General features: G+C 52.6%; 13 protein-coding genes and 1 other annotated feature. Of the genes, 3 read left to right on the top strand and 10 right to left on the bottom strand.

All coding sequences use genetic code 11. The annotated features are described in order from the left end of the window. From yedF to FU672_RS01250, 3 genes are all read right to left on the bottom strand, one after another. Positions 1-234, bottom strand: coding sequence for a sulfurtransferase-like selenium metabolism protein YedF (gene yedF, locus FU672_RS01260; protein ID WP_003856774.1), 234 nt, complete (start codon positions 232-234; stop codon positions 1-3). Further along, the gene (yedE, locus tag FU672_RS01255; RefSeq protein WP_148241850.1) at positions 231-1,442 is read right to left on the bottom strand and encodes a selenium metabolism membrane protein YedE/FdhT; all 1,212 of its coding nucleotides are present in this window, start codon (positions 1,440-1,442) and stop codon (positions 231-233) included. Before yedE ends, yedF begins: the two co-directional genes overlap by 4 nt. 542 nt (positions 1,443-1,984) lie before the next feature. Further along, positions 1,985-3,124 carry an acyltransferase family protein gene (locus FU672_RS01250; protein WP_262348989.1) on the bottom strand — a complete coding sequence of 380 codons (1,140 nt, stop codon included), beginning with the start codon at positions 3,122-3,124 and terminating at the stop codon, positions 1,985-1,987. 780 nt (positions 3,125-3,904) lie between these two features. Between FU672_RS01250 and FU672_RS01245 the strand changes: the two genes are divergently transcribed. After that, a complete protein-coding gene (locus FU672_RS01245) occupies positions 3,905-4,234 on the top strand; it encodes a hypothetical protein (protein WP_148241849.1) in 330 nt (109 codons plus the stop codon). A gap of 193 nt (positions 4,235-4,427) precedes the next feature. On the opposite strand, the gene trpA is transcribed toward FU672_RS01245, so the two are convergent. From trpA to trpL, 6 genes are all read right to left on the bottom strand, one after another. Beyond that, positions 4,428-5,237 carry a tryptophan synthase subunit alpha gene (trpA, locus tag FU672_RS01240; RefSeq protein ID WP_148241848.1) on the bottom strand — a complete coding sequence of 270 codons (810 nt, stop codon included), beginning with the start codon at positions 5,235-5,237 and terminating at the stop codon, positions 4,428-4,430. Further along, entirely contained in the window at positions 5,237-6,430 is a 1,194-nt protein-coding gene (gene trpB, locus FU672_RS01235; RefSeq protein ID WP_148241847.1) for a tryptophan synthase subunit beta, read from the bottom strand. Before trpB ends, trpA begins: the two co-directional genes overlap by 1 nt. A gap of 10 nt (positions 6,431-6,440) precedes the next feature. Further along, positions 6,441-7,799, bottom strand: a complete 1,359-nt coding sequence (trpCF, locus tag FU672_RS01230; RefSeq protein ID WP_148241846.1) for a bifunctional indole-3-glycerol-phosphate synthase TrpC/phosphoribosylanthranilate isomerase TrpF — start codon at positions 7,797-7,799, stop codon at positions 6,441-6,443. 3 nt (positions 7,800-7,802) lie between these two features. Further along, on the bottom strand, positions 7,803-9,398 hold the full coding sequence (trpD, locus tag FU672_RS01225; protein WP_148241845.1) for a bifunctional anthranilate synthase glutamate amidotransferase component TrpG/anthranilate phosphoribosyltransferase TrpD: 1,596 nt from the start codon (positions 9,396-9,398) through the stop codon (positions 7,803-7,805). Further along, complete coding sequence (locus FU672_RS01220; RefSeq protein ID WP_148241844.1) at positions 9,398-10,960, bottom strand: anthranilate synthase component 1; 1,563 nt, start codon at positions 10,958-10,960, stop codon at positions 9,398-9,400. The genes trpD and FU672_RS01220 overlap by 1 nt, the downstream gene beginning before the upstream one ends. A gap of 23 nt (positions 10,961-10,983) precedes the next feature. Continuing rightward, positions 10,984-11,078: a sequence feature (Trp leader region), on the bottom strand. Next, complete coding sequence (gene trpL, locus FU672_RS25425; protein ID WP_106993556.1) at positions 11,055-11,099, bottom strand: trp operon leader peptide; 45 nt, start codon at positions 11,097-11,099, stop codon at positions 11,055-11,057. Its footprint overlaps the feature before it by 24 nt. A gap of 139 nt (positions 11,100-11,238) precedes the next feature. Between trpL and rnm the strand changes: the two genes are divergently transcribed. Together rnm and FU672_RS01205 are read left to right on the top strand one after the other, a co-directional pair. Further along, complete coding sequence (gene rnm / locus FU672_RS01210; RefSeq protein ID WP_148241843.1) at positions 11,239-12,120, top strand: RNase RNM; 882 nt, start codon at positions 11,239-11,241, stop codon at positions 12,118-12,120. After that, the gene (locus FU672_RS01205) at positions 12,117-12,737 is read left to right on the top strand and encodes an L-threonylcarbamoyladenylate synthase (protein WP_003856793.1); all 621 of its coding nucleotides are present in this window, start codon (positions 12,117-12,119) and stop codon (positions 12,735-12,737) included. The genes rnm and FU672_RS01205 overlap by 4 nt, the downstream gene beginning before the upstream one ends. A 36-nt stretch (positions 12,738-12,773) precedes the next feature. On the opposite strand, the gene FU672_RS01200 is transcribed toward FU672_RS01205, so the two are convergent. Further along, on the bottom strand, positions 12,774-13,418 hold the full coding sequence (locus FU672_RS01200) for a LysE family translocator (RefSeq protein ID WP_148241842.1): 645 nt from the start codon (positions 13,416-13,418) through the stop codon (positions 12,774-12,776). Positions 13,419-13,808: the final 390 nt, after the last annotated feature.

The following is a 13,808-nucleotide window of genomic DNA, read 5'->3' as shown; positions in this document are numbered from 1 at the left end:
TTACTTCTGAATCAAATAGCGAATGGTCGGGCCATCCTGCTGGATATCCAGCACCGTGTAGCCGTGGTTTTTCGCATCCAGCGGAATGTTGTTAATGGACTGAGGGCAGTCGCTGACCACTTCCAGAATTTCCCCTTTTTTGAGCTGCGGTAGCGCTTCAAGCGTGGCAACAGCCGGATAAGGGCAGGGTTCACCGACCATATCCAGACGGTAATCGGGCACGATCTCTTTCATGCAGCATTCTCCTGCGTTTCTGTTTTAACACTCGCACGACGAAAGAAGCGTTTCTCCTGCGCGACAACCAGTAAAAAAGCGACCAGCAGCAGGGCATAGGTGACCAGCAGGCCGCCGAGGGGGCCGAAGGTACTCAGCAGGTTGACCTTATCCCAACGCGTGGCAAGCGCCGGGGACAGATCGTCCCAGAAGTACGCCAGGATCGTCGAGCCAATAACATTTCCCAGACCCACCCACCAGTAATGCACCTGACCTTCAACGGCACGGTACATCCAGCCGGTTTCACACCCGCCAGCCAGCACAATCCCGAAGCCAAACAGCAGACCGCCAATCACCGCGTTCGGGCCAGCCCACATGATTTTCGGTTCGACGCCCAGTTGAACATAGCTGAAGATACCGATGGCGCTGACCGCCATCCCGGCGATAATCGCCTTCGCCATCATCGTCCGACCGGTGATCCACATATCGCGAAACGCGGAGGTAAAGCAGATCTGCGCGCGTTCAATGAGCAGACCAAAACCCACGCCGAACAACATCGCCAGGCCGAGTTTGGGCTGATTCATCGCAGTGCACATTGCCCAGGCGACCATAGCAAAAAAGACCAGCATACCGAGGCGGAAACGGCGACGTGCCTGGTCTGGCTTCTGGGTTAACGGAGACGCTGCGCTGACTTTTGTCATTTTCACCGGAATGCGGAACAGCGGCAGCAGGGTAAATTTTGCACCAAAGTAAGAGCCGATGGCCGTGGCGACAGCAAAGAACCAGGCATGAAGCGAAAACTGAGGAATACCCGTAAAGAAAGCGGCCAGGTTACAGCCCATCGCCAGACGGGCGCCAAACCCGGCAATGATACCGCCGACCACCGCCTGCATAATACGAATACGGCTTTTGGGCATACGCAACTTAACGTTGTTTGCCCACAGCGCCGCTGCGAAACAGCCGCCGAACATGCCGATGATCATCATCCCGTCGATGCGGGTAAGCGGCGTGCCGTCCAGATGAATGAGTTTAAAGTAACCCCACTCTTCGGTATGCACGCCAGCGAGTTGCAGTAATTGACCACCCCAGCGGGTGAACTCGCCGGTCACGGCCCAGAAGGTGCCGGTGATGCCGAAATAATACGTTGAGAGAATGCCTGCCGCGATAACGGCCGGAACAGGTGACCAGAACTTAACCAGGTAAGTCTGTTTGAAGTATTGCCATGACATGAATAAGCCTCTGAACTCAGAAGGTGTAAGTGAATTTCACGGACTGGAATATATAACTTTTTCTCTACACTCAAAACGTCTCTAATGTCTTTCTCCAAACTACCTACCTTTTTTATGACCTCAGTCATTAAATTCTTCAACTCGATGTACACCAGCATAATCCCCAATTCATAAAGCAAGCTTGTTCCATTGCTTACAACGATTTTCCTGTATACCCCGGTAGTGGAATATGTTTGAGGTGTTTCCCCCTGATTAATGCGTTTCTGCGCGTAACAATTTGAGTGGGATTCTTTCATAAGTGAAGCTCGCGACACCATCTATGGGGTTGTGATGAGACTGGACAATATCAGGCGAGATAGACATCGATGCTTGAAAACGGGGACAACACCAGAAAGGTTTTTACATCGACGGATGATGGTATACAGCCATGAGTGTAAATATAACGAGAAAAACCATCCATGGATACTGTATATAAAAGCATTTAGATTATAAAAGTAATATGGTAAAGAGCTTAGCTTCCGGCGCTTATGCGCCGGAGGTAGTTATCTGCTAAATGCTTTGTTATTAATTTTGCTGAAATTAACTTTCTTGATGAAAGGCCTTTCAATAAAGTGATAGGTAAATGAAGAGAGAAGGCATATTGCTAGGTAAGATAAGGTCAGAATAATAAAAGTATGTATGTTTAATTCTAACTTATTGTTTTTTTGTAAGTGGAGAATCACAGGGAACAAAATTAGACCTTGTGTTAAATATAAACTGTAGCTTATTGCGCCAAGGCGAATGGCTGCTTTGGTAATTAAAAATCCAAAAAGATTTGCACCTGAAACCAGAGAAAAGAATATAGCGCAGAGGAATATTTTTTCGGGTGAACCGTAAAGAGTAGGCTGCGCTAATATGGTTACAAGTATCATGACTGCCAATATGGTATTCGCCGTTTTCTTTGTTATGATTATCCTGTCCTTCATTTCACTGCATAACATGCCAACAAAAAAATATGACCACAAATATGCATCATTCGTAAATCCTGGGAGAAAATATACGGAGAAAGCAAAAAGAGAAATGGTTAATTCGAATGACCACTTTTTGAACATAAATAACAATGGAAGAGAAAAGTAAAAAATCCACTCCCAACGCAGAGTCCACGTCACCCCAGCCAGAGCCATAAAAGAATATTGGAATGTAGTGACAGGCGGTTTGTCATTCCAGAGTCCAACATCAAACCAAGAGAGCGCATTTGTTAATACACTAACAGAAAACACCTTCCGTTCGGTTAATAAGAAAAGTAAACATAGAGCAACTAAAGAGCAGAATATTGATAGGGGAGCAATTCTGTAGAGGCGTTTTTTATATAGATCAACCCAGTCCACTACATCTGCTTTTCTAACTTTGCCCCAAAACAAAAAAGCCGTAATCATGAAAAATAAAGCAACCCCATATTTCCCCATATAAAGTAACAAGTCTGATGTGGGGGCCCAATTGCCTTTTATTATATATGTATAAGCACAGTCCATATGATGAAATATGACAAATGAAGCGAGTATGTATCTAATTCCATCAATGCTGTTTGACCTTGCCGGGTCAGTATCTTCATCTATAAATTTGAATAGTGGCAGGCTAAAAATCACTATTGCCAATGCTAAGCATGTTAAAACCAGGCAAATCGAAAAATATAAATCCATCATCAAACCTTACGGATATCAATATAGAAAGAATAGTAGGGCTTTACCTGACCCAGAAACCATTCTATCACTGCTTCTTGTAATCGTCGAGGAAACATAACCTGTTCAATTTTAAATAAAATTTGACGATCATTTAGCCCCTCGGTTCTTAACATTACTAACAGCGTACATAACAGTGTGTCATAAGAATTTGTCAGTGACTATTGCACCGCAGGCAGCTATCTCGTTAGCTTCTTTTGAGTCTACTTGCTGGTGCAGCCATTTCCTTGCAGTGTCAGATGACAATACTAACGGCTATAGGTAGTGAATATCGACCAACCCCTTGTTCTGTTGCAGACGTCATAACGAGAAATCTTCTACTTGATCGCCTCGCTCGAACTGAGTGCTGTAGATCACTGTAATGAAAGTTGGCTGATCATCTACCCGGTGAATGAAGTAAGTTTTTTTCTAGCCACCTTCTTTTTTCCACCCATACCCGATGAGTCGTCGCTTCAGAACACAGGGTCAAGATGTAATTGCTCATTGCCTTCGCTCAGTTGAAGGGTCTTAGTGCCTGGCTCCTCGTTATAATGCGCAATCCCGAATTGCTTATCCAGCGCACGTGCGCCTTAGGGAGGCGATTGCACAGATGTTGAATAAATATTTAAATGGTTAATGTTATGTTAAGTCATGCTTGAATTGGATGTTGGCGTTTTCAATGGCGAAAACTGACTCTATAATTACCGATGAGTTTAAGGTCATCCACCAGAGGTTATTCCGTATTTCAAAGACGTGGGGTGACTTATGGTTAACGTTATTTTTTTACGTGCTGAAAGTTGTCGGGTCGTAAACATAAAGTATAGCGATATCAAAGATGATATATTGCAACTTGAGGCAACACCAAAATTTGAGCCGCGAACAATTAGATTGTGCAAGATACTGCGTCAGTTATTTAAGCAAAGAAAGGTATCTAACCCGCAGGATATCTATGTTTTTCAGAGTAAATCCAATCGCGTGAAAGGGTATGCAAAGCCAGTTACAACGGTAGCGATGAACATCGCGCTTAAAGAGGCTGCCAGAGAAATTAGCAATAAAAACATCATCATGAAAAGTGCCCTGCAGGTAATGGGTTAATAAGGTGATAATGTACCGAGCCGACAATTGTTAAATAAGTCTGGCTACCTTTAGCAAATCTTGGCAGAGGAGCGAAACGCGCAATTAAGTATTAGTGTGCTATTCATTACAATTAATATTAATGCTGGAATAAGATGTGTCGTGAAATTAAAAAAAGTGAACCGTCTGGCTGAGATGCCAGACGGTAGAAGGATTATGCTTTACGCGTCGCCGCTTTCATTGCAGCCACAAACGCCTTCAGCTCGGCCAGCATCTGCTCTGGCTTGTCCACGTTCTTTTCGATGATTTTCACAATCGCGGAGCCAGAAATGGCACCTGCCGCCTTAGCGTCAATCGCTGCGGTGACCTGATCCGGGGATGAAATCCCGAACCCCTGCAGCGGAGGCGCGGCATGGTACTCGGCCAGCTTCTCCACCAGATGATGCAGCGGCAGTGCGGCTTTATTCTCGGCACCGGTCACGCCTGCGCGGGAGAGCAGGTAGGTATACCCGCGTCCGTAAGAGGCAATCTGGCGCAGCAGTTCGTCATCAGCGTTCGGTGGGCAGATGAAAATCGGGGCGACGTTATGGCGCATCGCCGCCTGACGGAATGGCGCAGATTCCTCAACCGGCACGTCTGCCACCAGAACGGAGTCGACGCCCACGCGTGCGCACTCGGCATAAAACTCATCGATACCGCGGTTGAACACCAGGTTGGCGTACATCAGCAGGCCAATCGGAATGGTCGGGTGCTTCTGGCGAATCGCCGCCAGCATCTCGAAGCACTGGGTCGGCGTGACACCGGAGGCGAATGCGCGCAGCGTCGCATTCTGGATGGTCGGGCCATCCGCCAGCGGGTCAGAGAACGGAATACCCAACTCCAGCGCGTCGGCGCCGGCTTCAATCAGGGTGTCGATAATCTTCAGCGACTGTTCCGGGCCCGGATCGCCCAGGGTGACGAAGGGAACGAACGCGCCTTCCTGGCGGGATTTCAGTTCTGCAAATACGTTATCGTAGCGTTCCATCAGATTTCCCCTCGTGCTTTCAGAATATCGTGAACGGTGAAGATATCTTTGTCACCGCGACCGGAAAGGTTCACCACCAGCAGCTGTTCTTTTTCCGGGTTCTCTTTAATCATTTTCAGCGCATGCGCCAGCGCGTGTGAAGACTCCAGCGCCGGAATGATCCCTTCGCTGCGGCACAGCGTTTTAAACGCTTCCAGCGCTTCGTCATCGGTAATGGAGACATAATCCGCGCGGCCGGTACTGTTCAGATACGCATGCTGTGGTCCGACGGACGGGAAGTCGAGGCCGGCAGAAATAGAGTAAGACTCTTCAATCTGGCCCTCATCGGTTTGCATCATCGGGGATTTCATACCGAAGTAGATCCCCACGCGGCCATGCTTCAGCGGCGCACCGTGTTCACCCGATTCAATGCCGTGACCGGCAGGCTCGACGCCAATCAGACCCACGCTGGTGTCGTCAATGAAGTCTGCGAACATACCGATGGCGTTAGACCCGCCGCCAACACAGGCGATCACCGCATCCGGCAGGCGACCCTCTTTCTCGAGGATTTGCGCTTTGGTCTCTTCACCGATCATGCGCTGGAATTCACGCACGATAGTCGGGAACGGGTGCGGGCCCGCCGCGGTACCGAGCATATAGTGTGCGGTTTCGTAGCTGCCAGACCAGTCGCGCAGCGCTTCGTTACAGGCATCCTTCAGCGTCGCAGAGCCGCTGTGCACCGGGATCACTTCCGCCCCCATCAGACGCATACGAAAGACGTTCGGAGACTGACGCTCAACGTCTTTCGCCCCCATATAGATGCGGCATTTCAGACCGAGCAGGGCGCTGGCAAGCGCAGAGGCCACGCCGTGCTGACCGGCGCCAGTTTCGGCGATGATTTCGGTTTTACCCATACGCTTCGCAAGCAGCGCCTGACCCAGCACCTGGTTAGTTTTATGCGCGCCGCCGTGCAGCAGGTCTTCACGCTTCAGATAAAGCGTGGTTTTGGTGCCTTCCGTCAGATTGCGGCATTTGGTCAGCGCGGTCGGACGACCAGCGTAATTTTTCAGCAGGTCGGTAAATTCAGCCTGAAACGCCGGATCCTTCTGCGCGCTGACAAACGCTTCTTCCAGCTGGCGCAGCGCGGGCATCAGGATTTGCGGGACGTACATCCCGCCGAACTCACCAAAATACGGGTTAAGTAATGTCGTCATCTTCTCTTCCTTAATATGCACGCAGAGTTTTAAACACCGAGGCCAGCTTGCTGGCATCTTTAATACCCGGCTCTGACTCTACGCCTGAATTGAAATCGAGGCCTGCGCAGCCGGTTTTGGCGGCTTCCACGCAGTTATCCGGGCTTAATCCGCCCGCCAGCAGGACGTTGTCCAGCTTTTCGCCGTTCAGCAGTGACCAGTCAAAACGCTGGCCGGTACCGCCCTGGCCGTTATCGAGGACGTATTTATCCACGTGGTTTAGGTTACGCGAGGGCAACGTATCGCCAACGCTTTGCGCTTTCCAGATCTGCACCTGTGGTGCCAGCGCGGCGCGCAGGGCATCGATATAGCTCTGGTCTTCATCACCGTGGAGCTGCACTGCGCTCAGGGATAACGCGTCGGCTTTTGCCGCAACGTCTGCAAGATCTGTATTGCGGAAAACACCCACGTAGCTCAGCGGAGCCGCTGCGATGACCTTACGCGCCTGCTCTTCGCTGACCGCACGAGGAGAGGAGTCCACAAAGATCAGCCCGCCATATATTGTCCCGGCTTCATACGCGGCCTGGGCATCCTGTTCGCGGGTTAAGCCGCAGACTTTGTTTTCACCCAGCAGCACGCGACGTACCGCCGCATTGAGATCGTCATGCTCCATCATCGCGGAGCCAATCAGGAAACCGTTGGCGAAGTGGCTTAGCTCGCGCACCTGGGCGTAGCTGTTAATGCCGGATTCGCTGATAACCGTGACGCCAGAGCCCAGACGCGGCGCCAGCTGGCGGGTACGGTTCAGGTCAATGGACAGGTCGCGCAGATCGCGGTTGTTGATCCCGACCACTTTGGCTTCCAGCGCAATCGCGCGTTCCAGCTCCTCTTCGTTGCTCACTTCGGTCAGCACGCCCATGTTCAGGCTGTGCGCCACGGCCGAAAGCTGACGATACTGCTCGTCGTTGAGCACTGAGAGCATCAGCAGGCAGGCATCGGCCTGGTAAAAGCGCGCCAGCCAGATTTGATACGGATCGATAATAAAGTCTTTGCACAGGATCGGCTGCGGCGCTATGCCGCTGACGATCGGCAGAAAATCGAAGCTGCCCTGAAAATATTTCTCATCCGTCAGCACGGAGATGGCTGACGCATGATGCTTATAAATACCGGCAATACGTGCCGGGTCGAAATCGTCACGAATAACGCCTTTCGACGGGGATGCTTTTTTGCACTCAAGAATAAACGCGGTGCGCGCACCCTGCAGGGCATCATAGAAACGTCGTTGGCTTGGTACGACCTCATTCTGGAAACTGGCAAGTGGCTGCTGTTGCTTGCGGGCTTCCACCCAGATGGCCTTATCGGCAACGATTTTCGCTAAAACGGTCTGCATTCTTTACCCTCTTGCCGCAAGTGCGGTAACGCGATCGTAAGCTGCACCGGAGCGCAGTACATCCAGAACTTTTTGAACGTTGGCCTTCAGGTCTTCCTCACCGTGCAAACGCATCAGCATGGCGACGTTGGCAGCAACGGCGGCCTCATGAGCGACCTCTCCCTTACCTTGTAATAAGCGCGTGAGAATGTCACGGTTTTCTTCCGGCGTACCGCCAGCCAGCGCTTCCTGGTGATACGGCGCAAGGCCGAAGTCGGCAGCGTCCAGCTGGTAGCTCAGGATTTCACCGTCGCGCAGTTCGGCCACCAGCGTCGGCGCATGCAGCGATACTTCATCCATTCCTCCGCTGTGCACCACGGCGGCACGTTGGTAACCCAGCACGCGCAGCGTCTCGGCAATCGGCAGAACCAGTTCCGGGCTATAGACACCAATCAGCGCCAGCGGCGGGTGGGCCGGGTTGATCAGCGGGCCGAGCACGTTAAACAGCGTGCGGGTTTTAAGCTGCTGACGAACCGGCATCGCGTGGCGGAAACCAGTGTGATACTTCGGCGCAAACAGGAAGCAGACGCCCAGGTCATCCAGCGCTTCACGGGAACGCTCGGCGTTCATATCGAGATTAATACCGAATGCGGCGAGCAAATCGGAAGAACCTGACCGGCTGGAAACGCTGCGGTTACCGTGTTTCGCGACCTTCAAACCACACGCCGCCGCCACGAAGGCGCTGGCGGTGGAAATATTGATGCTGTTACTGCCGTCTCCCCCGGTGCCGACAATATCGGCAAACTGATAGTCCGGGCGCGGGAACGGGGCGGCATTTTCCAGCAGGGCCGTAGCGGCACCGGCGATCTCCTGCGGGCTTTCGCCGCGCACTTTCATGCTCACCAGCGCGGCCGCCAGCTGTTCAGGTTTCAGCTCACCGCGAACCACGGCGGAGAAGAGCTGGTGGCTCTCCTGCTGGCTCAGGGTCTGCGCCTGGTACAGTTTTTCCAGAATCGGTTGCAGGGTATTGGTCTGCTCCAGCTTCTGTAAAGCCCAGTCGAGAGTTTGTTCCAGCAGGCGGGCACCGTGGGAAGTCAGGATCGATTCCGGGTGGAACTGCAGGCCGCAGACGCGGTCCGCATCGTGGCGCACCGCCATCACCATGCCTTCAAACGAGGCGTTGATGGTCAGCCCGGCGGGAATATTGCTGCCAACCAGCGAGTGATAGCGCGCGACCGGGAGCGGGTTCGGCAACCCGGCAAACATTGCCTGGCCGTCATGTTCAATGCTCGACGCTTTACCGTGCAGGATCTCACCCGCCTGGCCAACGTAGCCGCCATAGGCTTCAACAATCGCCTGATGACCGAGGCAGATGCCGATGATCGGCAGTTTGCCGCGCATGCGGGTCAGCAGCTCGGGCATACAGCCCGCTTCGCTCGGTGCGCCTGGCCCCGGAGAGAGCATCAGCACCGGGCTTTGCATAGTTGCCAGACGGTCAATCAAGGTCTGCGCCGGAACGTGGTTGCGGTAGATAACGACGTTATGGCCATTCGCACGCAGCTGATCTGCCAGGTTATAGGTAAAGGAGTCGATATTATCGAGCAGCAGAATGTCAGCCATCAGAAAATCTCCTGTGCATGGTGTGCGGTAGCAATGGCGCGAAGGACCGCACGGGCTTTACTGCGCGTTTCGTCAGCTTCAGACTGCGGAACTGAATCAAGGACAATCCCGGCACCCGCCTGGACGGTGGCAATACCGTCTTCGACATAGGCGGAGCGGATTACGATGCAGGTATCGAGATCGCCGTGTGCGGTGAAGTAACCCACCGCGCCGCCGTAGCTGCCGCGACGGCGTCCTTCGGCAGCGGCAATCAGCTGCATGGCGCGTACTTTCGGCGCGCCGCTCAGGGTGCCCATGTTCATGCAGGCGCGGTAGGCGTGCAGCACGTCGAGGTCGTGGCGCAACTCACCGACCACGCGGGAGACCAGGTGCATCACGAACGAATAGCGGTCTACTTTGGTCAGGTCCGCGACGTAGCGGCTGCCTGGGGTGCAAATGCGTGCCAGATCGTTACGCGCCAGGTCAACCAGCATCAGGTGCTCGGAGAGTTCTTTGTGGTCGGTACGCATTTCCAGTTCGATGCGGCTGTCCAAATCGCGATCCAGGGAGCCATCAGCGCGGCGTCCGCGCGGACGGGTTCCGGCAATCGGGTAGATCTCAATCTGACGGCTGGTGGCATCGTACTTCAGCGAGCTTTCTGGCGAGGCGCCGAACAGCGTGAACTCGTTGTCCTGCATGAAAAACATGTACGGGCTTGGGTTGCTCTTTTTCAGCACGTCGTAGGCAGCGAGCGGCGACGGGCAGGGCAGTGAGAAGCGACGGGACGGTACAACCTGGAAAATTTCCCCGGCGCGAATCGCTTTTTGCATCTGGCGAACCACGGCGCCGTACTGATCGTCAGTCTGGTTAACATCGCATGTCATTTTCTCAACATGCTGCACCGGAAGTGCAGGCGGCGCTTCGGTCATCTGCTGCTGCAGTTGAGCGATGCGGTGCTCGAGACGGTTTTTCTCCGCGGGAGAAGGCGTGAACAGGCTCGCCTGAATGCGGGTGTATTGCTTCTGATGGTCGATCACCAGCAGAGTTTCAGCCAGATAGAAACAATAGTCCGGGCAGCGATTGCCCTGCTCGGTTTCCGGCAAATCTTCAAATCCGGCGACCAGGTCATAAGCAAACAGCCCACCAAAGAACATCGCCTCACGCTCGTCTTCCGGTACGGTGACCAGGTTCTGCAGCAAGCGGAAGGCATCGAAAACGGACAGGGAGCAGAGGCGCGCGTCTTCGTCCAGCAGCTGGCTAACCGGTGGGAAGTGCAGAATGCGCATTTCCGGATGACGTTCGTTTTCAATACCTGAAGGCAGGGCGGCATCCAGCAGAGGCAGCAGCGATGCGCCATTGTCTGACAGCGCCTTAATCGTGACGGTGTCACCTAAAGCGGTAATGCGCAACGCGCTGTCGACCAGCAGCAAGCTCTTGAGATCGTCCTTGCTGTCGATATCCGCAGATTCCAGCAGCAGCGTCGCCGGACGTGCACCGCAGACCTGATGAAACAGCGCGGTGGGGTTGTGGCGATAGGCCGCCTCGCAGGTCAGCAATTCGAGGTGTGGTTTGGCTGTTTGCATTATTTTATTCTCATTTTCTGTTCAAAAAAAAGCCCGCCTGGAAGCGGGCTGGGTATCTGTTTGCATTTCGCAGACGCGTGACACTGCCCGATGATCAGGAAGTACGCCACCAACCGTGCAGAGTGAAATGTGCAGTCATTTTCAGATACCTTTCTCGTGTGAACTTGCGTACTAGTTAACTAGTTCGATGGCAAGTTGTCAACCCTCGATTTCAGAATTTCGCGTTAAGTCGGTATCATGGTGTTTTCGGATGTCTCCAACCTGCTATGGGAAGTGCTTTGAGCGATACCACCTACGCCATTATTTACGATTTACACAGCCATACTCAGGCCTCTGATGGCCTGCTGACACCCGAAGCCCTGGTTCATCGTGCCGTTGAAATGCGCGTCGGTACGCTGGCGATAACCGATCACGATACGACAGATGCCATTCCGGCCGCGCGCGCCGAGATCGTCCGCAGCGGACTGTCGCTGAATCTGGTGTCCGGCGTTGAGATTTCGACCGTCTGGGAAAACCATGAGATTCATATCGTTGGCCTGAACATCGATATAGACCATCCGGCACTTATTGCATTTTTGCAAGAACAAAAAACGCGCCGCAATCAGCGCGCAGAGATGATCGGCGAGCGTCTGGAAAAGGCGCATATTCCGGGCGCGCTGGAAGGCGCGCAAAAGATGGCGAACGGCGGGGCGGTCACCCGCGGTCATTTCGCCCGTTTTCTGGTCGAAGCTGGCAAAGCGACGACCATGGCGGACGTCTTTAAAAAGTATCTGGCACGCGGTAAAACCGGATACGTTCCGCCACAGTGGTGTACAATAAAACAAGCTATTGATGTGATTCATCATTCTGGCGGAAAGGCCGTGCTGGCCCATCCGGGACGGTATAATCTTTCTGCTAAATGGCTGAAAAGACTGCTGGCGCACTTTGCCGAATGCGGTGGCGAGGCGATGGAAGTCGCCCAGTGTCAGCAGGCGCCCAACGAGCGCGCGCAGCTCGCGACCTATGCCCGCCAGTTTGGCCTGCTTGGGTCACAGGGGTCTGATTTCCATCAGCCCTGCGCCTGGATCGAACTGGGGCGCAAGCTCTGGTTGCCCGCTGGCGTTGAGCCGGTCTGGCAGCTCTGGGAACAGCCGCAGCAAATTGAAGAGAGGGAAGTATGAGTCAGTTTTTCTATATCCATCCGGATAACCCGCAGCCACGTCTGATTAACCAGGCCGTGGAGATCGTCCGCAAAGGCGGCGTGATTGTCTACCCGACAGATTCAGGCTACGCGCTGGGCTGCAAAATTGAAGATAAAGGGGCGATGGAACGCATTTGCCGTATTCGCCAGTTGCCGGACGGCCATAACTTTACCCTGATGTGCCGCGATCTCTCTGAGCTGTCGACCTATGCGTATGTCGATAACGTGGCGTTTCGCCTGATTAAGAACAACACGCCGGGTAACTACACTTTCATCCTGAAGGGCACGAAGGAAGTACCGCGCCGTCTGCTGCAGGAGAAACGTAAAACCATCGGCATGCGCGTGCCGTCGAATCCGATTGCTCAGGCGCTGCTGGAAACCCTCGGCGAGCCGATGCTTTCTACCTCGCTGATGCTGCCGGGAAGTGAGTTTACCGAGTCCGATCCGGAAGAAATTAAAGATCGTCTGGAGAAGGTGGTCGAGCTGATTATTCACGGCGGCTATCTCGGTCAGCAGCCGACCACCGTGGTCGACTTAACCGAAGATGCACCGGAAGTGATTCGTGAAGGCGTGGGTGATGTAAAGCCTTTCTTGTAAACCCAAGGAATAAGGGGGCACAACGCCCCCTTATTCTCAACGGCGAGTCAATGCCAGGCGTAGACCTAACCCTATAAATGTTACGCCAACAATTCGATCCAGTATTTTCTGCAATCTTCTATTCTGAGAAACTGCACCGGCGGCGCTACCTGCAAGAACAGCAAAAGCGATATCTGTCAAAAATGCTATCAGCGCGTAGACCATACCCAGAACCAGGAAAGAAGTGGTGTGATGTTCACCCCCTGGTGAAACAAACTGGGGGAAGAAGGAGATGAAGAATAAGAGCACCTTCGGATTGGTCAAGGTTGTAATAAAGCCTTTAGAAAGCAGATTCGTAAGAGTAGATTTTGTCTTCACGGGTTCAGCTTCATGGCGATTGGCGGTTTGTTTTGTAAATGTTCCCAAAACCATTTTACTGCCGAGATACATCAGATAAGCCGCACCAAGATACTTAATGATGGTGAACATCAGTGGAGAAGCTGTAATCAATGCAGTTAATCCAACTGCGCTTGCAACAGCATGGGTACAGCTACCTAAAGCCACGCCTGCAGCAGAGATGATCCCCGCTCGTCTTCCGTTAGCCACACTTTGACCTATCACGTAGGCCATGTCAGGCCCTGGTGTGATGGAAAGAAGAAAAACAGACAGGGCAAAAAGCCCAAAGTTTGTTATATCCAGCATAGTCATCTCCGAAGACTCTACATTTAACACCTATGCTAACATTGAATGATTATGCATTAAATAGTGTTTTTTATGCTGGCGAGAAGGTGCCAGCATCAATATAAGCACGCGTTCCTTTCTGATTGCCTCGCGGAGAATTTCATTTACATCTGGCGAAAAAGACTGGTTTGTTTCAACACGACGTGGTTTCGACGGGTTAGCGTGTTTCAGCTATCAATGCCGGGACTCAGACGCATAAAACTTGTTGAATCTTTTAGTCTAAAGTTAGTGTAGTATGTGCGCCCACGAATCATTGTGTGTGACAGCTTGTGTGACACGTTGTTTGCCATGCTGTGTACCATGAAAGACTTACAGATCAGTGAGTTAAGTTGATATTTGGCTAACTCGTTG

Origin of the sequence: Enterobacter asburiae, from assembly GCF_008080435.1 — a bacterium.
Lineage (GTDB): Bacteria > Pseudomonadota > Gammaproteobacteria > Enterobacterales > Enterobacteriaceae > Enterobacter > Enterobacter asburiae_C.
The sequence above is the reverse complement of the archived record's forward strand: the minus strand, read 5'-3'. Positions and strand labels throughout refer to the sequence as shown.

What these genes read in the sequence shown, in the direction of transcription:
- yedE (WP_148241850.1), bottom strand. Translation starts at nt 1,442, where the DNA reads ATGTCATGGCAATACTTCAAACAGACTTACCTGGTTAAGTTCTGGTCA.
- yedF (WP_003856774.1), bottom strand. Translation starts at nt 234, where the DNA reads ATGAAAGAGATCGTGCCCGATTACCGTCTGGATATGGTCGGTGAACCC.
- trpCF (WP_148241846.1), bottom strand. Translation starts at nt 7,799, where the DNA reads ATGCAGACCGTTTTAGCGAAAATCGTTGCCGATAAGGCCATCTGGGTG.
- trpA (WP_148241848.1), bottom strand. Translation starts at nt 5,237, where the DNA reads ATGGAACGCTACGATAACGTATTTGCAGAACTGAAATCCCGCCAGGAA.
- FU672_RS01205 (WP_003856793.1), top strand. Translation starts at nt 12,117, where the DNA reads ATGAGTCAGTTTTTCTATATCCATCCGGATAACCCGCAGCCACGTCTG.
- FU672_RS01220 (WP_148241844.1), bottom strand. Translation starts at nt 10,960, where the DNA reads ATGCAAACAGCCAAACCACACCTCGAATTGCTGACCTGCGAGGCGGCC.
- trpB (WP_148241847.1), bottom strand. Translation starts at nt 6,430, where the DNA reads ATGACGACATTACTTAACCCGTATTTTGGTGAGTTCGGCGGGATGTAC.
- FU672_RS01200 (WP_148241842.1), bottom strand. Translation starts at nt 13,418, where the DNA reads ATGCTGGATATAACAAACTTTGGGCTTTTTGCCCTGTCTGTTTTTCTT.
- FU672_RS01245 (WP_148241849.1), top strand. Translation starts at nt 3,905, where the DNA reads ATGGTTAACGTTATTTTTTTACGTGCTGAAAGTTGTCGGGTCGTAAAC.
- FU672_RS01250 (WP_262348989.1), bottom strand. Translation starts at nt 3,124, where the DNA reads ATGATGGATTTATATTTTTCGATTTGCCTGGTTTTAACATGCTTAGCA.
- trpD (WP_148241845.1), bottom strand. Translation starts at nt 9,398, where the DNA reads ATGGCTGACATTCTGCTGCTCGATAATATCGACTCCTTTACCTATAAC.